General features: G+C 58.5%; 23 protein-coding genes and 2 pseudogenes. 18 read left to right on the forward strand and 7 right to left on the reverse strand.

Annotated features, from left to right (window positions below):
- Positions 1–621 precede the first annotated feature (621 nt).
- The 5 genes and pseudogenes from C4Q27_RS00210 to C4Q27_RS29570 all read left to right on the forward strand — a co-directional run.
- On the forward strand, positions 622–1,164 hold the full coding sequence (locus C4Q27_RS00210) for a redoxin domain-containing protein (RefSeq protein WP_019751018.1): 543 nt from the start codon (positions 622–624) through the stop codon (positions 1,162–1,164).
- An 11-nt stretch (positions 1,165–1,175) separates the two neighbouring features.
- The gene (locus C4Q27_RS00215; protein WP_019751019.1) at positions 1,176–1,715 is read left to right on the forward strand and encodes a DsbA family protein; all 540 of its coding nucleotides are present in this window, start codon (positions 1,176–1,178) and stop codon (positions 1,713–1,715) included.
- Between the two features lie 98 nt (positions 1,716–1,813).
- Complete coding sequence (locus tag C4Q27_RS00220; protein WP_064493025.1) at positions 1,814–2,914, forward strand: low temperature requirement protein A; 1,101 nt, start codon at positions 1,814–1,816, stop codon at positions 2,912–2,914.
- A gap of 228 nt (positions 2,915–3,142) precedes the next feature.
- Positions 3,143–3,445, forward strand: a complete 303-nt coding sequence (locus C4Q27_RS00225; protein WP_104886207.1) for a putative quinol monooxygenase — start codon at positions 3,143–3,145, stop codon at positions 3,443–3,445.
- A gap of 194 nt (positions 3,446–3,639) precedes the next feature.
- Positions 3,640–3,822, forward strand: a pseudogene (locus C4Q27_RS29570) (potassium transporter); the annotation flags it as partial.
- A gap of 38 nt (positions 3,823–3,860) precedes the next feature.
- Here C4Q27_RS29570 and C4Q27_RS00235 read toward each other — a convergent pair.
- The 3 genes from C4Q27_RS00235 to C4Q27_RS00245 form a co-directional block, all read right to left on the reverse strand.
- Entirely contained in the window at positions 3,861–4,844 is a 984-nt protein-coding gene (locus tag C4Q27_RS00235; protein ID WP_064493024.1) for an LLM class oxidoreductase, read from the reverse strand.
- Between the two features lie 516 nt (positions 4,845–5,360).
- Complete coding sequence (locus C4Q27_RS00240) at positions 5,361–6,281, reverse strand: helix-turn-helix domain-containing GNAT family N-acetyltransferase (protein WP_064493023.1); 921 nt, start codon at positions 6,279–6,281, stop codon at positions 5,361–5,363.
- 266 nt (positions 6,282–6,547) lie between these two features.
- The gene (locus C4Q27_RS00245; RefSeq protein ID WP_012051932.1) at positions 6,548–6,979 is read right to left on the reverse strand and encodes a GFA family protein; all 432 of its coding nucleotides are present in this window, start codon (positions 6,977–6,979) and stop codon (positions 6,548–6,550) included.
- 41 nt (positions 6,980–7,020) lie between these two features.
- Here C4Q27_RS00245 and C4Q27_RS00250 point away from each other — a divergent pair, with 41 nt between their 5' ends.
- A complete protein-coding gene (locus tag C4Q27_RS00250) occupies positions 7,021–7,977 on the forward strand; it encodes a LysR family transcriptional regulator (protein ID WP_104886208.1) in 957 nt (318 codons plus the stop codon).
- Positions 7,978–8,067: 90 nt separating this feature from the next.
- Here C4Q27_RS00250 and C4Q27_RS00255 read toward each other — a convergent pair whose 3' ends face one another.
- Positions 8,068–8,688, reverse strand: a complete 621-nt coding sequence (locus C4Q27_RS00255; protein WP_104886209.1) for a tyrosine-type recombinase/integrase — start codon at positions 8,686–8,688, stop codon at positions 8,068–8,070.
- 417 nt (positions 8,689–9,105) lie between these two features.
- On the opposite strand from C4Q27_RS00255, the gene C4Q27_RS00260 reads away from it, so the two are divergent.
- Positions 9,106–9,675 (forward strand): DJ-1/PfpI family protein, encoded by a 570-nt coding sequence (locus C4Q27_RS00260; RefSeq protein WP_081273290.1) that lies wholly within the window; start codon positions 9,106–9,108, stop codon positions 9,673–9,675.
- A 107-nt stretch (positions 9,676–9,782) separates the two neighbouring features.
- Here the strand turns inward: C4Q27_RS00260 and C4Q27_RS29575 are convergent.
- Positions 9,783–9,938 (reverse strand): annotated as a pseudogene (locus tag C4Q27_RS29575) (DNA polymerase V subunit UmuC); the annotation flags it as partial.
- Between the two features lie 17 nt (positions 9,939–9,955).
- On the opposite strand from C4Q27_RS29575, the gene C4Q27_RS29580 reads away from it, so the two are divergent.
- Complete coding sequence (locus C4Q27_RS29580) at positions 9,956–10,270, forward strand: hypothetical protein (RefSeq protein ID WP_231114308.1); 315 nt, start codon at positions 9,956–9,958, stop codon at positions 10,268–10,270.
- A 193-nt stretch (positions 10,271–10,463) separates the two neighbouring features.
- Complete coding sequence (gene pbpG / locus C4Q27_RS00270; RefSeq protein WP_010954624.1) at positions 10,464–11,390, forward strand: D-alanyl-D-alanine endopeptidase; 927 nt, start codon at positions 10,464–10,466, stop codon at positions 11,388–11,390.
- 384 nt (positions 11,391–11,774) lie between these two features.
- Here pbpG and C4Q27_RS00280 read toward each other — a convergent pair whose 3' ends face one another.
- Positions 11,775–12,221 carry a hypothetical protein gene (locus tag C4Q27_RS00280; RefSeq protein ID WP_020192949.1) on the reverse strand — a complete coding sequence of 149 codons (447 nt, stop codon included), beginning with the start codon at positions 12,219–12,221 and terminating at the stop codon, positions 11,775–11,777.
- 174 nt (positions 12,222–12,395) lie between these two features.
- Here C4Q27_RS00280 and C4Q27_RS00285 point away from each other — a divergent pair, with 174 nt between their 5' ends.
- The 9 genes from C4Q27_RS00285 (at position 12,396) to C4Q27_RS00325 (ending at position 19,933) form a co-directional block, all read left to right on the forward strand.
- Positions 12,396–13,730, forward strand: coding sequence for a lysine N(6)-hydroxylase/L-ornithine N(5)-oxygenase family protein (locus C4Q27_RS00285; RefSeq protein WP_010954626.1), 1,335 nt, complete (start codon positions 12,396–12,398; stop codon positions 13,728–13,730).
- Positions 13,731–13,905: 175 nt separating this feature from the next.
- The gene (locus tag C4Q27_RS00290) at positions 13,906–15,099 is read left to right on the forward strand and encodes a PepSY domain-containing protein (protein WP_064491483.1); all 1,194 of its coding nucleotides are present in this window, start codon (positions 13,906–13,908) and stop codon (positions 15,097–15,099) included.
- Positions 15,096–15,629, forward strand: a complete 534-nt coding sequence (locus C4Q27_RS00295) for a hypothetical protein (RefSeq protein WP_014590504.1) — start codon at positions 15,096–15,098, stop codon at positions 15,627–15,629. Before C4Q27_RS00290 ends, C4Q27_RS00295 begins: the two co-directional genes overlap by 4 nt.
- On the forward strand, positions 15,626–15,946 hold the full coding sequence (locus C4Q27_RS00300) for a hypothetical protein (protein ID WP_020192951.1): 321 nt from the start codon (positions 15,626–15,628) through the stop codon (positions 15,944–15,946). Before C4Q27_RS00295 ends, C4Q27_RS00300 begins: the two co-directional genes overlap by 4 nt.
- Entirely contained in the window at positions 15,943–16,512 is a 570-nt protein-coding gene (locus C4Q27_RS00305; RefSeq protein WP_064491485.1) for a DUF6162 family protein, read from the forward strand. Before C4Q27_RS00300 ends, C4Q27_RS00305 begins: the two co-directional genes overlap by 4 nt.
- A 16-nt stretch (positions 16,513–16,528) precedes the next feature.
- Positions 16,529–17,431: a metal ABC transporter substrate-binding protein gene (locus C4Q27_RS00310; RefSeq protein WP_020192953.1), complete on the forward strand. Its 903-nt coding sequence runs from the start codon at positions 16,529–16,531 to the stop codon at positions 17,429–17,431.
- Positions 17,428–18,174, forward strand: a complete 747-nt coding sequence (locus tag C4Q27_RS00315; protein WP_020192954.1) for a metal ABC transporter ATP-binding protein — start codon at positions 17,428–17,430, stop codon at positions 18,172–18,174. The genes C4Q27_RS00310 and C4Q27_RS00315 overlap by 4 nt, the downstream gene beginning before the upstream one ends.
- Positions 18,174–19,073: a metal ABC transporter permease gene (locus C4Q27_RS00320; protein ID WP_064491487.1), complete on the forward strand. Its 900-nt coding sequence runs from the start codon at positions 18,174–18,176 to the stop codon at positions 19,071–19,073. Before C4Q27_RS00315 ends, C4Q27_RS00320 begins: the two co-directional genes overlap by 1 nt.
- The gene (locus C4Q27_RS00325) at positions 19,070–19,933 is read left to right on the forward strand and encodes a metal ABC transporter solute-binding protein, Zn/Mn family (protein WP_104886210.1); all 864 of its coding nucleotides are present in this window, start codon (positions 19,070–19,072) and stop codon (positions 19,931–19,933) included. Before C4Q27_RS00320 ends, C4Q27_RS00325 begins: the two co-directional genes overlap by 4 nt.
- Positions 19,934–20,333: 400 nt before the next feature.
- Here C4Q27_RS00325 and C4Q27_RS00330 read toward each other — a convergent pair whose 3' ends face one another.
- The gene (locus C4Q27_RS00330; RefSeq protein ID WP_104887826.1) at positions 20,334–21,392 is read right to left on the reverse strand and encodes an IS110-like element ISPpu11 family transposase; all 1,059 of its coding nucleotides are present in this window, start codon (positions 21,390–21,392) and stop codon (positions 20,334–20,336) included.
- Positions 21,393–21,881: the final 489 nt, after the last annotated feature.

Here is a 21,881-nt window from a genome sequence, read left to right on the forward strand (position 1 = left end):
CTGCAACCGCCAGGTGATATTCGCGCCTTTATCAGCCAGGTGTTACGCCAGCGAAGCGCCCACGATGCCGGCACTAATGACAACGACTCGTTTGTCCAGAGCATTTCCCATATCAACCTTCATTCTGTAGACCTGAAGGTGGTCTCAGTGTCTGCCTCTGGTCGATTTCTGCTTGTCGTAAGGGGCAGCAGTTGTCGTCTAGAAAGCAGATGTAAATTTGTCTGAAGTGGCGAAATAGCTGCCAAAATCATCGTGTTAAAACGCCGCCTGAAATGGCAGCAAGATAAGCGCGTGAGTGTTGTTGGCACTGGAGGGTAGCGAAAAATCGTTCAGCTACTACGGTAAGCGTCATCAACGACTATAGTCATTGGTGAGCCAGAGCGAATCTGACCATTCCCCTGCCAACCTGGCCTAATCCAATTCCGCGATTACACGGCGGATCTTCTTGTGTTCCTTGATGCGGAACGTGAACGTTTCGCTGCCGAAATCACTCAGGCTCAGGCTGAGATCGAGGCAGCGTTGTCTTTTTTTGAACCCCTTGATGGTGGATGGAGTTATCCCACCGGGCACGTCGCATCCCACTGAGCACGTCCCAACCACCCATCTATCAAGGTTCAAGCAATGAATACTTTAGAGTTCGATGATGCACAAAAAACCAATGGCGACCTGGTTCAGGGGCCGCTGCCGGCCGGCACTGTCGCGCCCGACTTCACTCTTCACGCAACCCCTGATCAACAGTTGTCGCTGCGTGAGCTAAAGGGAAATCCCGTGATATTGGCGTTTTATCCCGCTGACTGGACTTCGGTGTGTGGTGACCAACTGACTTTGTACAACCAGCTGCTACCCACATTCAGAGAATACGGTGCGGCGCTACTGGGTATCTCGGTTGACAGCGCCTGGTGTCATCAGGCCTTTGCCAAAGATCGGAATTTTCACTTCAGCCTGCTGGCCGATTTCGAGCCCAAAGGGGCTGTGGCACGACAGTATGGAGCGTACCAGTCCCAGCTCGGGGTTTGTAAGCGTGCGCTGTTCGTGATTGACAAGGACGGGGTGGTTGCCTGGAGCTACGTCTCCCCGATGGCAATCAACCCTGGTGCGGACGGTATTCTGGATGCGCTGGATGCTTTGGCGAATTCGCCACAAAGCACGCCAACCAAAAATTAACAGGTGATTAGATGGCCACTCTCAAAGTCCCGGTAAGTGCCAACGACCATCGCCAGGGAAGTGCGCATGCCAAGGTCACCTTGGTCGAATTTGGCGACTATGAATGTCCCTATTGCGGTGAAGCTTATTGGATGGTCAAGAATCTGCAACAGCATTTTCGCGATGACTTGCTGTTTGTGTTCCGTAACTTCCCTCTGACCACCGCTCACCCCCATGCATTGGGTGCAGCGGTCACCGCTGAGTATGCCGGGAGTCGAGGATTATTCTGGGAGGCCCACGACGAATTGTACGAAAATCAGGATCGATTGGGCCTGCCGCTGTATCGCGCCATCGTTCTCAAACACGGCCTTTCCAGGGAGGAATTCGATCTTGCAATGCAAGAGGATACTTACATTCCCAAAATACAAGCCGATTTCAATGGCGGTGTACGCAGCGGCGTGAATGGCACCCCAGCGTTTTACATTGACGGGCTTCGCTATGACGGAGTTCCAGAGTTCATCGGGATGAGTCAGATGATTGAGCTTTTGTTAGTGCGTGGACGAAATCGCTAGAGAGCCAAATCGGCTTGGCATCACCCACATCGGAGCCGAGGAAAAACCAACGTTAGCTTCCTTTTACATTAAAGAGGTGGGCACGGAGCCGGCAACTAATGAAATCTTTGAAGTATTATGAAGAAAATCGACACGCCACATGGTTAGAGTTGTTTTTTGACCTGACTTTCGTTGTTACGATAGGCCAAGTTACGCACACTCTCGGACATGTTCATGATGGGCACTTTGAACATAAGCAATTATGGACATTCTTACTGCTTTTTGTGCCGTTGTGGTGGATCTGGTCCAGTCACACGATTTACTCCAACAGGTTCGATACAGACAGCAATCTTCACCGTTTGGCAACATTATTCATAATGCTCCTGCTCATTGTGCTATCGGCACGGATCGGGGAAGACTTGGAAGTGAACTACCCGCTCATTATTGCCTGCTATTTTGGTATACGTGCAATCATCAGTGTTATGTATATTTCATCCATTAGTAAACTCGATTCTCGCGGCGAACTTTCCTCAAGGCTTGGCTTCGCCCTATTAGTTAGCGCAGTTATTAGCCTTTCATCCGTTATTTTTGACCCGCCCTTGCGTTACCTTGTTGCTTATATTGGGATTGTTCTTGATATTCTGTTTCCTGTATTTTTCTGGACTAAACTAAAACCGTTGCCAGCACACACAGAGCACTTGGTTGAGCGCATAGGCCTACTCACCCTAATCTTATTGGGGGAGTCAATTATTAGCCTTTCCGGAGGCTTATCTAACATTCAATGGGGTTATTATAATGTGATGGCAGCCATCACCGGATTTATCATGATTTGCAGTATCTGGTGGATCTATTTTGATAGTTTTTACTTGCTGAACAAACATCAAAGCAGTATGAGTGGACACGCCTTAATCTACTCGCACCTTTTTCTTTTTATGGGGCTGGCACTTCTGGCAAATTTGATTAGGCATGCGATCCTGAACGACATTGCGATACGCGATTTCCAGATTATGTCGATCACCGGCATGGCCTTGTTTTTCCTAGGTAAGCAATATGGCTATTTCATAGCCGTGAGTAGAATAAGAAAATACATCCTACAAAACACGTTGATAGTGTTTTCTTTGGGCGGGTTAGTCGTGTTTTTACCCCGCGTCGAGTACATATTGGTCGGCCTGACAGCAACCATGATCTCTTATGTTTTTCTAAATTTCAGATATCGTTGAATCATCATTATCAGACCAGAGGGTGGGACCAAGTGAGCAAGTGGCTGACTTGCGGTTACATGCTGCCCACTACGTCGGTCTCACTGCTCGTGCGCTACTCGCCGCTACCCTTGGTCTATTTGGGTTTGTAATCCTGGTATCGTCGACCATAGTTAAGAGTCTCGGATGCCCCTCTTAGCTATCGCGATCTGATAGCGCCAGCCGCATCGTAACAACAGGAGCCACATCATGGTCAAAGTAGCGTTGTTCGTTCGCCTAGAAGCAAAACCCGGGAAAGAAAAGGATGTAGAGAGCTTTCTTTTGGGTGGCCTTCCGTTAGTGGAGGAGGAGCCAGCCACTACAGCCTGGTTTAGAATCCGCTTGGGGCCGTCCACCTTTGGCATCTTTGACGCATTCCCGGATGAAGCGGGCCGGCAGGCTCATCTTTCGGGCAAGGTCGCGGCGGCGCTTATGGCAAACGCTGCCGAGCTATTTGCCGAACCGCCATCAATCGAGAAGGTTGACGTCCTTGCGGCCAAGCTACCCAGCTAAGCAAACCCAATAGGAAGCTCCAGTCAGTACTGGGAGGCCCACGATGTATTTTGTGAAAATCAGGATAGCTTGGGCCTGCTGCTGTTCCGGGCGGTGATCAATCAAAACACTTGTATTGAAGATAAATGTCATGGCTAAAGTGCCGTGTCCAGGATTCATGCCATGCTTGCGCGCTCGGTATAAGTGAAAGGATACGCGCGCAAATCGTGTCCAGGGACGGCGTGGAAGCCGCACAGAATCTGCAAGGCAACGTGCTCATCACGGGTTTAGGCTGGGTAGGGTAGATTGTTTGCCGGGCACCGATCGCTCATGGCGCGAAGATCTCCATCATTGATATAGAACCGGAGGTCATCCGCGCCGTGACACCTTATGGTTTCGTCAAGTGAGCATTCGTCGGCGTAGCAGTGACCGATGTTCAATGAGCTGCCTGACGCGGCTGCACTCCGAACTGCGCAACGATGTGCGTACCCAATTCCTCAATAACTTCCACCGCAGGGCGCTTGCCGTATTTGAGATTGAGAATGACGTGGTCCACGCCGATTTCCTCAAGCGACTCCAGCAAAAAACGTAGATGGTAACGTCCAAGTCTGAACCCCAAATGGATACGTGTGGGTGGCGTTGACGGATTCTCATCGAGATCGATGTACAGCGACTGAGTAAAGGGCTTATACACAGAACCACATTGTTTCGTGACCTCCAGTCGCCAATCTTCCACGACCAGCCGCTGCATGTTCGGAATGCGTGGATAGTTGATCCATCCGTTGCTCTCACGCGCGATCCAATCCAGTGACTGGCGACTGTTGCCGGTCACGAGCATTGGAATGAATTGGGTGGTCGGTTTCGGAATCAGGTCTGCGCCTTGCATTTCACCAGTGCTCCAGTGGATGGGCTCAAAACTGGTGCTGTGGGCGCGGCGAATCACTTCGTAGTGTTCTCGAAAGATCTCTCCACGCCTTTCTGGATCGACGCCAAACGCCGAAAACTCCACTGGCCGATCTCCCGAAGCAACCCCCAGAATCAAGCGACCAGTGCTCAACTGATCTAAGCTGGCTGACGCCTTGGCCGTGTGCAGGGGATGGTGCAGCGGGATGGCGATGGAGGCGGTGCCAAGTGCAATCTCCGAGGTATGGGCGGCCATATAACCCAGGTAAACCCAGGGGTCGAAGACTTGGCCGACATCGCCGAAGCCAGGGTCGCGAAGCGGCACGTCGCGAAACCAGAGCGCGCAGAAGCCCAGCGCCTCGGCTTGTTTAGCCAGTGTGACCTGGTTGAGCATGCTCGGAGTGTCCCCGTCGAACGCCTCCATGGGAAAGAATAATCCAAGGCTCAAATGCCCCTGAGTGAAGGTTCGGCTGAACCCTCGATGCTTCTGGTAAGGAATCGTGCTCGGCCGATACATACGGATTGACCTCATGGCAGAACGTGAACAGCGCCCCCGTTTCCAGAGGTGCTGCGGCATCGGTCGCTTTTGAACGGCAGTGGGGGGACTGGGTCTGGCTTTTACCCGTTGCGCCGTACTGCTGGTCGTGTGGACCGGACTCAGGGGGCAGTTGCTGGCGATAGGCGCGGGTTGGTCCGGGTGGGTGTTAAGCGGACGGTCAAAGGAAGTCAGATCTCTCGGTTCTATACCACCAGATGGGCAAGGCGTTCGAGGAATCATTCTATAAGCGTAGGCGGTTTTGCAGCTCTCCGCCATATTCTTACAATCGAGCCGCTGGCGGGCGAAAGTCGCGTATCGAAGGCCGTTATCGGTCGTTTCCTGCCATTCCAGAACGGCCGCTATTGGCCGGTAGCTGCCCTCCGCCAAGGGCAGCTATTGGGTCGAAAGCTGCCGGTCGCGCCTAACCGCTATCGACCCATTGCAGCCGTTCAGCACTGGCAGAATTCGATCCCTCGCGGCCAGTGCTCCCGACACTTACAGTTCCCGAGCCCAAGTCTGGCTGACGAGGTCTTTTCCGAAGCTGTGTACCTGTTCTTCTTCGACCAAATGGAAACCTGCTCTCTGATAGAGCTTTCGGGCATCGACAAGCACACTGGTTGTCCAGAGGATCATGTGCTTGTAGCCCGCGAGCCGCGCAAACCGAATACTCTCTTCCAGCAACCGATTGCCGATTCCCATGCCCCTGGCGCTCGCGTCAACGTAGAGCATCCGCAGCTTGGCGGTCGTCTGGTCATGTTTGACGACAAAGACCGAACCGATAACTGTGCCCTCTTTTTCCGCGATCCAGCATCGCTCGCAGGACGGGTCGAACTCACGAAGGTAGTTGGCGACGATTTCCGCCACCAGCGCTTCGAACTCCATATTCCAACCGTATTCGCGGGCATAGAGTTGCGCTTGTTGCTGAACAACGATACCCATATCGCCCGCTTGTGGATCGCGCAAGATGTAGGAATGATCACCGTCGCCCAATTGAGTCTGGATCTGTCTCATGGCTTGGATCAATTGCTCTTGCTGGCGCTCAGGCAAGCCTTGCAACATCAACACGACTTCTTCACGAGCGGCTTGCTCCAGCGAGGCCAGCACCTGACGACCTGGCTCGGTGAGCTGGATTTGAGAGGCTCGGGCGTCGATTGCCGACCGAGCTTTGCTGATCAGCCCTTTTTTCTCGAAGCCACCGATGACTCGGCTGAGGTAGCCGGCGTCCAGGCCGAGCAAATGGCAGAGATCTGAACTCTTCAGGCCAGCACTGGCCGCCCCTAATTCAAAGAGGATACGTGCCTCGGTCAAGGAAAATTCAGCCTGAAGCAGGTGCTCTTGCAGTGCGCCGATCTGCCGGGTGTAGAAACGGTTGAAGCGGCGGACCGCGTCAGCGCGCTCCCTGATGGTTGCTGTCATGAAAACTCTCAATTAGTTGCTTTTGGCAAGCATAATATTGCCCAAGGCAACTATGTCAATCCTCCGATACTCACGTGCGCAGTGTACGGTGAACAAAGGTCCTGGCTGGCCGACCGCTTTTGGCCGGCTGCCGCTCCATCCGAAGGGCAGCTATGGGTCGATAGCGGTCAGTCGTGAGCGGCTGCAATCGACCCAAAGCGGACGTAGTCAACCCTGATAATTTGCCGCTCGGCGAGCGACATCTTCACTTATGGAAGAGCAAGCTCTTACCCTAATGCGGCGGCAAATGCTTCTGGCGTGGGGCTCTCCTGCCATTGTGCGATTGCTCCCGGCAGCACCAGCCATGGCTGCTTGCGCCGAGTCCAGATATGCGCAACCGGCTCGAAGCGCTCAGCCCCTTCCAGGATGCCGGCCCGTACCACTCGCATGCCGGGTGCTGCCGTCGTCTCGTTGAACAGCCGGGTATGACATGTACCGCAGGCATGTTGGGTAGACGTTTGACCTTGGTGTTCATGCTCAAAGATCGCCGTTTCGCCAGACACCTGAACAGCCGAAGCCGCGCTCAGCATGTGCAGACCAAACGCACTGCCGCTCCAGCGCTGGCAGTTCAAACAGTGGCAGGCATACAGCGGCGGCAATTGCCGCGCCACGATCTCAAGGGTGACTTGCCCACATCGGCACTGACCGGTGATTCTCATGCGTTAGTTCCTTACAATGACGCCCGGAAAAATGTGGGCGAATGATCGCTTTTCACGGGCTCGGGCAGAAGATCAAATTAGGAGCAACTGTTGGCCAAGAATGTATGAGCGGTATTGAATGGGAAAGCCAGCGTGTATTTCTCGCCGTGTTGCGCTCTGGTAGCCTGAGCGGCGCGGCGAAGCTGCTGGGTATCGCCCAGGCCACTGCGCGCCGGCGCCTCGACTGTCTTGAACACGCTCTCGGTGTGAGTCTGTTCACCCGCACACCTCAAGGACTGACGCCTACTGCCGGAGCGCAGCGCCTGATCGAACATGTGGAGGCCATGGATCTGGCCGCGCAAACCTTCAACCGCATGGCCAGCTCTGAAGCGTCGATGGATCACGGTACAGTCCGGCTGACCTGTGGCGAGTTGCTTGGCGTCGAAGTCTTGCCCGACCTGCTGCGCCCTTTCCATTACGAACACGTCGGACTCAAACTTGAGCTGAGCATAAGCGATGCCCTTGAAGACATCGCCAGGCTGCAATCGGATATTGCGGTGCGGCTGATGCGGCCCAATGAAGCGGATATCACGGTGCGGCGTGTCGGCAGTTTGCAGATTGGCATCCATGCCAGTGCCGGGTGCCTGGAGCGCTACGGTAACCCAACCTCCCTGCTGTCGCTGCGCCAGCGACCGCTGATCGGGCCAGACAGACGCTCAGCGGATTTGCGTCGGTATATCGACTCTGGTCTGTGCGATGCCGACCAGCATTTCGCCATTGCCTCTGATCATCACCTTGCTCAGCTGGCCGCTCTGAGAGCGGGCTTAGGCTTCGGGCTCTGCCCGACTCAAATCGCAAAATCGCACGGACTGGTACATGTGCTACCACACGATTTTGGCTTTGAGGTTGAGGTGTGGATCGCAATGCACAATGACCTGCGCAAAATTAACAGGATCGCTCAGGCGTTCGAGGTTCTTGGAGAGCAGTTACATCAGTATCTATGCTTAGCCGATCAGTGAGCAGCGTAGGTCGTGGCATCCACTGCTTTGTCTAAACGGCTGCAATGGGTCGAATCGCGACGGTCATACCTCGACCGTCGCTGGACGCTGTCAGACCTCCGTCTGCTCTGCCATCTCCAATGCGTCATCGACTTCAATGCCCAGGTATCGCACCGTGCTTTCAAGCTTTGTATGGCCGAGCAGGAGCTGAACTGCTCTCAAGTTCTTTGTCCTGCGATAGATCAGCGATGCCTTTGTACGTCTCATCGTGTGGGTGCCGTACATAGCAGGATCTAGCCCAATAGACTTTATCCACGCTTTGACGATTCGGGCGTACTGCCGGGTGGAGAGATGCACTGAGGCGTGTAGCCGGCTTGGGAAAAGACAATCCTCGCTGTGGAGTTGGGCTTGATGTATCCAGGCCTGTAGGGCCAGCCGCATTTGCTCTGTAATTTCAAACTGTACGGGACATTGGGTTTTCTGCTGCATCACTATCGCCCGCGATGACACGTGCTCCCCATGAGCAACGTCGCGTACGCGAAGCTTGGTCAGATCGCAGGCTCGTAGTTTGCTATCGATGGCCAGATCGAAAAGGGCTAAATCACGAGTTTCCTCCGCGATTTGGAGCCTTACCCGAATGGCCCAGATATCTTTCAGTCGGAGCGGAGCTTTCTGCCCGACCAATTTTCCTTTGTTCCAAGGCTGATGGCTGCTGGTCGTAATGGCGTTCATGGCTTGTCCTCCATGTGAGGTAGGACAAGGATGGTCAACCCAATCCAGAGGCGCTAACCGACCCATTGTTGTCCTTCGTGGAGAACAGTTATCGGCCAAAAGCAGTCACTTACTGAAGACAAAGTCTGAGGGGCTCACTAAATGCCCCCGACGGTCTGGAGTCAATTGCGTGTTATCTAAGATGCGTCAGCTTCGCTTTCGCCCTCATAATCGTAGTCAATCAAGCTTGCCGACACTTGACAAATTTCAAATTGCTCTAAGGCCCTGGTGCCAGCAGCACAGTATTCTTAATTTCGATATTGAATCCAATATCGCGACCGGGAACATCATCCTTCCTTCTATGAGCACCGCTAGCTGAACCTTGATGTCTGTTTGAAGCCGCCGTACGCTATCGGCATTCATGGAGGAATCTGGCTGATGGCACGCGTGGGTTTGATACTGACACCGGGTTTTGCTGACTGGGAATACGCATTCATTGCTGGAACTGCGTCTCCATTTTATGGGATCGACGTCAGGTTTTTCGCACCTGTTACAGGGCCGCTCCACTCGCAGGGCGGATTGGCTGTAACTGTCGATAGTGGCTTGCAACAATGCCTGGACTGGAAACCGGACGTTGTTGTCGTGATTGGAGGAATGGTCTGGGAGCGTACAGATGCTCCGGATATTCGAGACTTTCTTCATGCTAGTCGTTCAAGTGGAGCGACAATTGCTGGCATCTGTGGTGGAACGCTGGCACTTGCGAGAGCTGGGCTACTCGACACGGTTCCTCATACCTCGAACAGCGCTGACTTTCTGCAAAAAAATGCCGTAGGTTATGACGGGCGCACACGCTATCGAAGCAGTGCAGTAGCTGTGGTTGCAGACCGCATCATAACTGCTCCAGGCCCTGCACCCGTTAGCTTCACCTGCGCAGTGTTCGAAGGTGCCGGATTATCTTCAGCGCTCATCTCTCAGTTCAGATCAATGCTAGCAGCGGAACATGGATGACCGCCTCGTTCCACAAATCAGCCCATCAGGTAATGTCTTCGACGGTCCTCTTCTGGCCGTTAGCTGTCCTTTTTTAAAGGCAGATGTAGGTCGAATGCAGCCACTCATTGCTTGAGCGCAAACAAGTCCTCTGCCAACTCACCGGGTTGCCGCAAGTCCATCAGCAGCACCTCTGCCTTGCTGTACCGAAAACCGGGCCTGAAGATACGGTCGACCGCCTCTGAGGCAAATCGGGTCATCAGCAGCGTGTCGCAGGGTGGGTATGCGCACAGGCGAGATTATGTCGCTGCGCTGGGATGAGGTCGACGTCGAGAAAAAGACGGCTCACATCTGCCGGATCGTGGTTGAAAAGCAGGCAGTGGAGCGGACCAAGACGAAATACACCCGCACCGTAATGTTGAACAGCCGGGCTCTTGGCGCACTGGCAAGGGCCAGAGAGATCGCGCAATACCGCTCGAAGCAGAAGCGCCGCGTCTCGACGGAGTCGCCATTCATCTTCCAACCTTCTGGCTCGTCACCACGAATCCAGCGTTCATTGCTTGGCAGCTTGGGCGCTCGGTGCAGGTGCTTCTCTCGACCTACGCCAAGTGGTTGAATTCTGCCAACGATTGGACGGAACTGGCGAAGCTGGAAAAGAACGTAATGGGTACAGGATTAAATATCGTTCACCTTGCGCCCTTTAGTCATAAGGCATTCGACAGCAATTCAGCCATACTCCAAAATGCATCGGTTTTAGGGGGAAAACCCTTGCACAGCCAACGACATACCAACTTTTAGTGAGCCTCAACGTGAAAACATCCCTGTCCATCCTCAGCCTGCTGCTGTTGCTCACAGGTACCGCGACCCTTCCGTCGACTGCTGCTGCACAACCCCCGGCCCAGGTTCAACGTGACCCATCCAAACTGCATCTGGCTTCGGGCAGCGCTCTGCTGATAGACCTGAACAGCAATCAGGAGCTGTATTCAAGCCATGCCGACCGCGTGGTGCCGATCGCTTCGGTGACCAAACTGATGACGGCGATGGTGGTACTGGATGCCAAGCTGCCCATGGATGAAATGCTCACCATGACCATTGCCAACAACCCGGAAATGAAAGGTGTGTACTCGCGCGTGCGCCTGGGCAGCCAGCTGGACCGCCGCGAAACCCTGCTGATTACCCTGATGTCGTCGGAAAACCGTGCGGCCAACAGCCTGGCCAACGCCTACCCCGGCGGCTATCCGGCGTTCATCAAGGCAATGAATGCCAAAGCCCGCAGCCTGGGAATGGCCCATACCCGCTATGTTGAGCCGACCGGCCTGTCGACGCAGAACGTATCCACTGCCCGCGACCTGGCCAAGCTGCTGATGGCCTCGCGCAAGTACCCCATGCTGAGCGAGCTGTCGACCACCCGCGAAAAGACCGTCGCCTTCCGCAAGCCCAACTACACCCTGGGCTTCCGTAACACCGACCACCTGGTGAACAAAAGCAACTGGGATATCAAGCTGACCAAGACCGGCTTCACCAACGAGGCCGGGCACTGCCTGGTACTGCTGACCCGCATGGACAACCGCCCGGTGGCCATGGTCATTCTCGATGCCTTTGGCAAGTACACCCACTTCGCCGATGCCAGCCGCATGCGTCAATGGCTGGAAACCGGTAGCGCCAAGCCGGCACCGGCGGTGGCCATGCAATACAAGGCCGACCGGCAGAACAAGGGGCGGTTGGCGGCCGAATGACCGCCATTTCCTGGAACGTGCGGGCTTGTTGGCGAAACAGACCACGCGGTGGATAGCACGGGCTTCGCCCGTGTTCGCGGGTAAACCCGCTCCTACACGACGGCCTGCGCCCAATCACCAATGTGTGTCCACCCTCGATAGGTGTAGGAGCGGGTTTACCCGCGAATAGTCGCGGCGGCAACGGTGAACGGCGGGTGGAAATTGGCCCGCAGGGCCGGCCCATTCGCGGGTAAACCCGCTCCTACAGCGGCCTGTGCATGTGTAGGAGCGGGTTTACCCGCGAATACGGTCGCGGCGGCAACCGTGAACGGCGGGTGGAAATTGGCCAGCAGGGCGGCCCATTCGCGGGTAAACCCGCTCCTACAGCGGCCTGTGCATGTCCAATCAGGCCGTAGCGCTGACCATACCGCCCGCACTGCTGCCGCCCTCTTGCTGCAACAGCTCCAGCAACTGCGCCGTGGCCGCCATGATCTGCCCGTTGAGGGTGGCAATGCTCGCCTGCTTGGCACCTATCGCTGCCGCCTTGGCAGCCTCGTCCATCTTGCTGTTCTGCAATGCCGCCAATTGTTTCTGCTCTTCTGCCAGTTGCTTCTGCAGATCCTTGATCAACTGACGCAGCTCGCTCACAGCCCCCGATTCGCCACTGCCTTCAGCGTCGGTGGATTGCGCCTGGCTACCCACCGACACCTTCATGCTGTCACTGCTGACGCTCAACGGCCCCACCGCCTCACCGGCCTGTTTCGCCTGTTCGCGTTCGGTTGCTGCATTCGCGCTCAGCGTCTGCGCTGAAACACCATTGATCATCAGGTTGCTTGCCGTGATGCCGCTCATGTCGATTCCCTGCCTGAAAGATTGGTCCTTGCCGTAACCAACACATCGGCCGCCTCACGCTGTTCTTTAGCCCGCTTAAATTCCCCCTCGGCTGGCTCGTTCCAACTCATGTACTTGCGCAGGAGCCGGAGCCCCGGCGGGCGTCCATATTCGACCATTCAGGGAATCGCAGCCATGAGCCAGTCCTCACAGCAGGAAACCATCAAAGACATGATCGGCGTGGGCTTCGGCCCCTCCAACCTGGCCTTGGCCATCGCCCTGGAAGAACTCGCCGAATCCCGGGGCCATGCGCTCGACGCACTGTTCATCGACAAGCAGCAAGACTACCACTGGCACGGCGAGACCTTGGCTACCCAGAGCGAGTTGCAGATCTCGTTCCTCAAGGACCTGGTGTCGCTGCGCACCCCGACCAGCCCGTACAGCTTCGTCAACTACCTGCACCAGAAGCAGCGCCTGGCCGACTTCATCAACCTCGGCACCTTTTACCCCTGCCGCCTGGAGTACAACGACTACCTGCGCTGGGCCGCCGAGCATTTCACCTCCCAGGCGGTGTATGGGCAGGAAGTGTTGCGCATCGAACCGCACGTGCATGCAGGCCGGGTCCAACACCTGTGCGTAATCACGCGTGACAGACAAGGCCGCGAATACAGCCGCCCCACCCGCTCGGTGGTGGTGGGCAGCGGTGGCACACCGAAAATTCCGGAAAACTTCGGCGCCTTCAAGGACGACCCGCGAGTGTTCCACCACTCGCAGTACCTGAGCAGCCTGACCAAACTGCCGTGCACGGCTGGCAAGCCCATGCGCATTGCCGTGATCGGCTCAGGCCAGAGCGCCGCCGAGGCATTCATCGACCTCAACGACAGCTATCCGTCAGTCAAGGTCGACATGATTCTGCGCGGCTCGGCCCTCAAGCCCGCCGACGACAGCCCCTTCGTCAATGAGATCTTCTCGCCCGACTATACCGACCTGGTCTACAACGAACCGGCCGACCAGCGCAGCAAGCTGCTGGGCGAATACCACAACACCAACTACTCGGTGGTCGACCTCAACCTGATCGAGCGCATCTACGGCATCCTCTACCGGCAGAAGGTTGCCCATCAGCACCGCCACAATGTGCTGTGCCGGCGCCAGGTGGAAGCGGTGGTGGCCACCCGCGAAGGCCTGGAACTGACTCTGCGCGACCTCGCCACCGGCCAGCAGCAAACCCACCGCTACGATGCCGTTATCCTCGCCACCGGTTACGAGCGCCGCTCGCACCGTGAATTGCTGGCGCCGCTGGCCGATTACCTGGAGGACTTCAGCGTCGACCGCAACTACCGCGTACTGGCCAGCCCCGACCTGCAAGCCTCGGTGTACCTGCAGGGCTTCTGCGAAAGCAGCCACGGCCTGAGTGACACCCTGCTTTCGGTCCTGCCAACCCGCGCTGCGGAAATTGGCCGAGCGCTGTACCAGGATCTGGAGCAGCTGCACGAAAAACCCCAAGCAGCAGTGGCGCTGACCCGCGCCTGACCCCTCTGCAACCCGCCATCAAGGCCGGACTGATGCCTCGTGCGCAGTCCGGTTTTTGTGCTTTGAAACATTTAGTTTCATTTTAACCTGCAGGTTTTCAATTCTCATTCGTCCTTATCAGTACAGCACTCTTTGGTTGGCACACGCTCGACCACCAATAGCAGAAGACCGTCTGATGGCCAAATCACCGAAAAAATCCAAATCCAGGCTGTGGTTCCTGGTCCACAGCTGGCTCGCCTTGCCGATCTGGTTCTTTGTCCTGATCGTCTGCTTCACCGGCATGCTCGCCGTGGTCAGTCAGGAAATCGTCTGGCTCGCCGATCCGGCGGTGCGCGCCAACAAGCCAGACGCGGACACCGAGCGCATGAGCTTTCAGCAGGTACTGGAGGCCTTGAACAAGGCCGAGCCGGACATGGTGGTGGAGCGCCTGAGCCAGCCGGATGGTTCGCACTTCGCGGTAAAAGCCAATGTCACGCTGCCTGACGGCACCAGCCCGACGCTGTATGTAAACCCCTACACCGGAACCATTCAGGGCAGGACCCCAGACTTCAACTTCGAAGCCTTCACCCGCGCCCTGCACGGCTGGTGGCTGGTGCCGTTCACCAACGGTTTCAGCTGGGGCTGGTATCTGGTATCGCTGCTCGGCCTGCCGATGCTGGCCTCGTTGGTCACCGGCCTGGTGGTTTACAAGAAGTTCTGGAAAGGCTTTTTCAAACCCGTGCGTACCGGCCATGGTTCGCGAATTTTCTGGGGTGACCTGCACCGTCTGTCCGGGGTGTGGTCAATCTGGTTCATTGCGGTCATTTCCGTCACCGGCACCTGGTTCCTGATCCAGGCGATCCTGTCTGACAACCACATCACCCTTTCCAGCCAGCCCATCGTGCCGGTGATCGCCCGTGAGGAAGTGCCACAAACGCCAGATGGCAGCCCCGCCTCGCGCATCGACCTGGATGAGGCGGCACGCCTTGCCGGTCTGGCGATCCCAGGGCTGGAAGTGACCTCCATCTCGCTCCCCGCCACTGCCTACAGCCACGTCACGCTGTCTGGCCCGGGCTGGTACCCGTTGATGTTCCAGAGTGCTTCGGTGAATCCGTACACACGCAATGTCGACAGCCAGTTCCTGATCAGCGACCGTTCGGCGCTGGAGTTCGTCACCGAGTCCATGCGCCCGCTGCACACCGGCGACTTTGGCGGTTTGCCGATCAAGCTGGTGTGGTTCTTCTTCGGCCTGATCCTGACCCTGATGGTGCTCAGCGGCCTGCTGATCTGGACCAAACGCACCGCCCAGGCCACCGCCGCGGCCCTCAAGCGCAGCGAGCGCGCTCCACGTGCGGCACACAGTGAAACCACCGTGGAGATCCACTCATGAGCCAGGCCCTGCCCGCCAGCCCGCTGAAGCAGCTTTGGCTGAAGTGGCGTTTTCATCTGAACATCCTGCTGATCCTCATCCCGCTGGGCTTCATGCCCAAGTACTTCGCCGACGCCAGGCTGTTCCGCGGCGAGGCGGGCCTTGGCGCCAACGTGATCAGTGACATCCAGGTCGGCCCCTACAGCCTCGACCTTGCCGAACTGCGTGACGAGGCGCCACGCGCCGACGGCCCGGCCGGCTACTTCAAATCGTTCAATGCAGCGTTGTGCAAGGCCTGCATAAAGGACGTCAAGGCCGCCTACCTGCGCATCGGCAAGCCACGCAGCCTGCGCGCCGCCGGCACCATTTTCTTCGGTGCACCGTACAACATGGGCACCTCGTTGCCGATCCCGCCGCGCACCAAACCCGATGCGCACATCTGGATCACCCTGGAAGGCTGGGACGGCAGCATGCACCAGGCGTCGATCCCCCTGGCCAAGGCATCGCCAGCCACCGTTGCATGGCTCGAGAAACAAGGAGGCAACAAATGAAATACCTGATGCGCACCCTGACGCTGCCCTTCCTGATACTGGCTGCCAGCCCGGCGCTGGCGCACAACCCGATGTGCGAATGCGAGGAGCTGGCCAACGGCCAGGTCAAGTGCACCGGCGGTTTCTCGGACGGCAGCGGTGCCCCCGGGGTGACCCTGGACGTGATCGGTTATGACGAACAGGTGCTGGTCGGCGGCAAGCTTGGCGACGACTCGACGCTGACCTTCAAGCGCCCGGACGGCGAATTCTATGTGCTGTTCGATGCCGGCCCCGGGCACGTGGTGGAAGTGGACTACGCCGATATCGCCCAACCATGAGCCGCGCCCAAGTCATTCGCCCGGCTGGTGCCGGGCACGAAACCCTGTACGTGCTGCTGGCAAGCCTGCTGATCGTGGTGCTCGCCGCCAGCGTGGTGCTGCTGCGCGGTGAGCGCGAGGACGAACAGGCCATCGCCAGCCACCAGATCGACGCCCGCCGCGACCTCACCGCCGCCGAACAAGGCCTGTACACCGACCTGCGGGTAGCCTTCGACGAGATCCAGCTACTGCGCGAAGAAAACGCCGTCACGCCCAGCGTAAAGGCCCTGGCCGAAGAAGGCCTGCCGCCGTTCGTGGTCGATGCCGGCAGCCAGAGCCGTGGCGGCCACCAATGGTCATGGCTGGAACCCGGCGCCTACCTGGGTCGCAGCCAGGCCCCGGAAGTTGCCGGCAGCCTGCTGCTGATCCTGCCACCCGACAGCACAGGCCAAGCCGATGTCTGGCTGCGCCGCGACAGCGCCGCCGTGATCCCGGACGACCTCGGCCAGGCCGCCCTGATCGCCGCTGGCTGGCAGCAGGTGGTCAGCCACTACGACGCCGGTGTTACCCGCGAACACCGTCACTGAACCCAAGGACCCGCCCATGTTTCGCTCCGCCCTCGCCCTGCTCCTGTCCCTTGCCCTGCCGGCAATGGCCCTGGCCGATAACAGCAAGCCGCTGCGAATCGGCATCACCCTGCACCCCTACTACAGCTACGTGAGCAATATTGTCGGCGACAAGGCCGAGGTGGTTCCCCTGATTCCGGCGGGCTTCAACCCGCACGCCTACGAGCCGCGGGCCGAGGACATCAAGCGCATCGGCACGCTGGACGTGGTGGTGCTCAACGGTGTTGGCCATGACGATTTCGCAGACCGCATGATCGCCACCAGCGAAAAACCCGACATCGCCACTATCGAAGCCAATCAGAACGTGCCGCTGCTGGCGGCCACTGGCATCGCCGCGCGCGGTGCCGGCAAGGTGGTCAACCCGCACACCTTTCTGTCGATCAGCACCACCATCGCCCAGGTGAACAACATCGCCCGTGAACTGGGCAAGCTCGACCCGGACAACGCCAAGCTTTACACGCAGAACGCCCGTGCCTACGCCAAGCGCCTACGTGCCCTGCGTGCCGAGGCCCTGGCCAAGGTCACCGAAGCCCCTGGCGCAACGTTCCGGGTCGCTACCATTCATGCCGCCTATGACTACCTGGTGCGCGACTTCGGCCTGGAGGTGACCGCTGTCGTCGAGCCGGCCCATGGCATCGAGCCCAGCCCGGCGCAGCTGAAAAAGACCATCGACCAGCTCAAGGCGCTGGACGTGCGGGTGATTTTCTCGGAAATGGACTTCCCGTCGGCCTATGTCGAAACCATTCAGCGTGAGTCCGGTGTGCGCTTGTATCCGTTGACGCATATCTCCTACGGCGAGTACACCAAGGACAAGTACGAGGTGGAAATGAAGCGCAACCTCGACACGGTGGTCCGCGCCATTCAGGAGAACCGCGCATGACCGCTGCCGCCAAGCTGGCGACAGCCTGCGGGCCGCGCATCGAGTTCACTGGCATCGATCTGACCTTGGGGCGCACGCGCATCCTCGAACAGGTCAGTTTCAGCGTGGCAGCAGGCAGCGTGCACGCCATCGTCGGCCCCAACGGCGGTGGCAAGAGCTCGTTGATCAAAACCCTGCTCGGGCAGATGCCACACCAGGGCCAGCTGACCTTGCATTGGCCAGGTGAGCGCGAAGTGATTGGCTACGTGCCGCAGGCACTGGAGTTCGACCGCGGCCTGCCCATGACCGTGGACGATTTCATGGCCGCCATGTGCCAGCGCCGCCCGGCCTTCCTCGGCTTGTCGCGGCGCGTGAAGCCGGCCATTGATGCAGCCCTGGTAAAGGTTGGCATGCTCGACAAGCGCACGCGGCGCATGGGGGCACTGTCCGGCGGTGAGCGCCAGCGCGTGCTGCTGGCCCAGGGCCTGATCCCCGAGCCGCAATTGCTGGTGCTGGACGAACCGATGTCGGCCCTCGATGAAGCCGGAATCCAGGTGTTCGAACAGTTATTGCAGGGCTGGCGCCAGGCCGGCACTACCGTTCTATGGATCGAGCATGACCTGGAAGCCGTGTTGCGCCTGGCGGACCGGGTAACAGGCCTGAACCGCCAGGTGCTGTTCGATGCGCCGCCTGCCCAGGCCCTGACCCCGGAGCGCCTGCTCGGCCTGTTCTCCGTTCACCCGCGTAGCGAGAGCCTTGCCTGATGAGTTTTGAAATCTTTCGCCAAACGGTCCAGGACTGGGCCACTGCCGGCTATCTGCCCGAGGCGTTGGCCTACGGCTTCGTGGTCAACGCCCTGTTGGCCGGCCTGATGATCGGCCCGGTGTTGGGTGGCCTGGGCACCTTGGTGGTGGTCAAGCGCTTTGCGTTCTTCTCCGAAGCGGTGGGCCATGCGGCGCTGACCGGCGTGGCCATCGGTATCCTGCTGGGTGAGCCCTATACCGGCCCTTACGGCAGCCTGTTCGGCTACTGCCTGCTGTTCGGCATCCTGCTCAACTTCCTGCGCAACCGTACCGGGCTGTCGCCGGACACACTGATTGGCGTGTTCCTGTCGGTGTCGCTGGCGCTGGGCGCCAGCCTGCTGCTGATGCTGGCGGGCAAGATCAACGTGCACATCCTCGAAAACGTGCTGTTCGGCTCGGTGCTGACCGTTAGCGCCCAGGACCTGGTCGTGCTGGGCATCGTCGCAGTGCTGGTGCTGGCCTTGGCGCTGCCGCTGTACAACCGCATCATGCTGGCCAGTTTCAATCCGCAGCTGGCGGCTGTGCGCGGGGTGGCGGTTAAGACCCTGGACTATCTGTTCGTTGTGCTGGTGACATTGGTGACCGTGGCTGCGGTGAAGGTGATCGGGGCCATCCTGGTCGGTGCACTGCTGGTCATCCCGGCCGCCGCCGCTCGCCTGGTCAGCCAGTCGCTCAAGGGCTTTTTCTTCCTGTCGGTGCTGATTGCCACCATCAGTACCCTGTTCGGCATCCTGCTACCGATCGTTTTCGATCTGCCGGTGCCGTCAGGGGCCGCGATCATCCTGGTCGCCGGCATCTGCTTTGCCCTGGCCGCCCTGGCCCGCGCGCTCGTTCCCCGCCTGCAAGGAAATCCGGCATGAACTTCAAACACCTGACTCTGGCGCTGGCACTGGCCGGCCTACCGTCCCTGTCTTTCGCCACGCAAGTGCTGACGACCCTGCCGGTCACCCACAGCCTGGCCAGCGCCTTGCTCGAAGGCACTGCGGTGCAGCTCCAGCGGGCGGCACCGGCCAACCTGCCTGCCAGCCGCCAGCCGTCGTATTTCAGTGGGCGTGGCGGCGCAGGCCTGCACAAGGCCGCCCAGCAGGCAGATGCGGTGATCGCCGTGCGTTCGATCTGGCGTGACGACCCGCTGTACCCGATGGCTCGGCGCAGCAATATCCGCATTGTCGAGATCGATGCCGCACGACCGGTGGATGGTGCCCTGCCGGGCATTGCGGTGAGCGGTGACGATGCCTATGACGCTTACCCCTGGCTCAACCCGACCAACCTCGGGCGCATGGCTGACGTGGTGGCCAATGACCTGGAGCGCCTGGCGCCGGACGACAAGGCAAAGATCCAGGGCAACCTGGCAGGGCTCAAGCGCCAATTGCTGGAGCTTTCGGCCAGCAGCCAGACGCGGCTGGCCAAAGTCGACAACCTGACGGTGGTGAGCCTGTCGGAGCGGCTGGGCTATCTGGTCAACGGGTTGAACCTCGATGCGGTCGAGCAGCCACTGCCGGCCGATTGGGATGCGGCCGCACTAAAGGCGCTGGGGGATAACCTGAAGGCGCAGGACGTGGCGCTGGTGCTGGACCATCGTCAGCCGGACGCGGCAGTGGCCGAGGTGATCAAGGCGGCCGGGGCCAGGCTGGTGGTGGTGGAGAGTGACCCTGAGGATGCAATTGCGGGGCTCGAGGCCAGCGTTGACCAGGTGGTTGGGGCACTGGGCGAGCGCTGATCGGACAGGCCCGAGCGGCTGCAGTGGACACGCACCGGTGGTTCGTAGGAGCGGGTTAACCCGCGAATGGGCCGGACCTGCTGGCCAATCTCCACCCGCCGTTCACCGTTGCCGCCGCCACCATATTCGCGGGTAAACCCGCTCCTATGTATGGACTCGCCCACACTGTCTAGCTGCTTTTTTGAACATAGGAACCCGGTTGCATCTATGTATCAGGCCTGTTCGAGGAAGCTTTTTGCTTCTGGCCAACATCGTGGTGAGCTCGCAGTGTGCCGTTTACATGGAGGCCACTATCAGGCCTGTAGGAGCGGAGGCATCGGTCTGCGACGGTCTTACCTAGGGTCAATGTTCACTAGCAGGGGTTGGAGCGCCTAGCGCCCCGGTGGCATTACCCGGTTGGTCAGAGGCTCATAGCCGCCTCCGGTTTTTCGTTCGGTTTGCGTTGGTAAACCTGATCGCTCTGTAACAGGGCCCAGATAATCCGCAGATTTCGATTAGCCAGCCTGATCGCCGCCTCCTTGCGCCCAAGGCGGGATAGCCAGCGCAAGAGGCGGCGATCATCTGGCTGATCGGAATCAGGCCTTAACTGACTCAAGACAGCATGCGCGCCCTGGATCATCAGGCTGCGTATGTAGCCGTCACCGCGCTTGCTCATCTTGCCCAATCTGATTTTGTTTCCGCTGCTGTGCTGATCGGGCACGATACCGAAGAAGGCGGAATACATTCGGCCACTGGCGAAGCGGCTGGGGTCGGTCTGTTTCGCCACGATCGCCGTGGCAATGATAGGGCCGACGCCACGAATGGTGATCAGTCGCTGAGCGACTTTATCCTCTTGGGCAGTCGCTTCGAGCCGGCGGCTCAGCGCCGTTATGCGTTCACCTAGAGACAACCAGTCCATCAGCAACTCATCGAGCAACTCGCGCAACAGGTCGGGTAGAGGCAAGGAAGCATCCTCAAGCGCCTGAGGCACATGCTTATTGATCGCGGCATCGCCCTGGGGCATGGATACGCCATGCTCGAGTAGCAAACCACGGATCTGATTACCCAGCGCGGTATGTCGCTTGATGTTACCGCGCCGGATACGGTGCAGCGCTTGAATAGCCAGTGCTGTGGTGCTCTTGATCGGTATCGAAGCGATGCTCGTATCGCGACCGGCACGCAAAATGGCATAGCAGTCGTTACGATCGTTCTTAGCACCGCTGCGATGTTCGGCGACACGTTGCGCCGGCAGGATGCGAACCGGATTACCTTTGGCCTGCAGCAGTCTGGCCCAGGCTTGTGCACCTGGACCGCACTCCATCAAGACGGCCACGGTCGTTGGCAGCCTGAGCAGGAAATCGTGGAACGCTTGGCGGGATTTGATGCGATCTTCGTAGATCACCCGACCAGTAGCGTCCTCGCCTGCTAATTGGAAGACCTGTTTGGCCAGGTCTACGCAGATGGTTGTGCAAAGCTCCACATCAGTGGAAGACAGGGAATCGTGTTTCGAACTATGCTTTTTCATGGTCTCGCCCTCGCTGCCGTTGGCTTCTTCGAACACCACCGTGGCACTGTGATGCCTCGGCGGGGGCGAGTCCATCGATTACACACGCATCGGGGGCTCGTAGGAGCGGGTTCACCCGCGAAAGGGCCGGACCTGCTGGCCAATTTCCACCCGCCGTTCACCGTTGCCGCCGCCACCATATTCGCGGGTAAACCTGCTCCTACACACGCATCAGGGGCTCGTAGGAGCGGGTTCACCCGCGAAAGGGCCGGGCCTGCTGGCCAATCTCCACCCGCCGTTCACCGTTGCCGCCGCCACCGTATTCGCGGGTAAACCCGCTCCTACACACGCATCGGGGGCTCGTAGGAGCGGGTTCACCCGCGAAAGGGCCGGGCCTGCTGGCCAATCTCCACCCGCCGATCACCGTTGCCGCTGCCACCGTATTCGCGGGTAAACCCGTTTAAC

Source organism: Pseudomonas sp. SWI36 (assembly GCF_002948105.1).
GTDB classification, from domain to species: domain Bacteria; phylum Pseudomonadota; class Gammaproteobacteria; order Pseudomonadales; family Pseudomonadaceae; genus Aquipseudomonas; species Aquipseudomonas alloputida.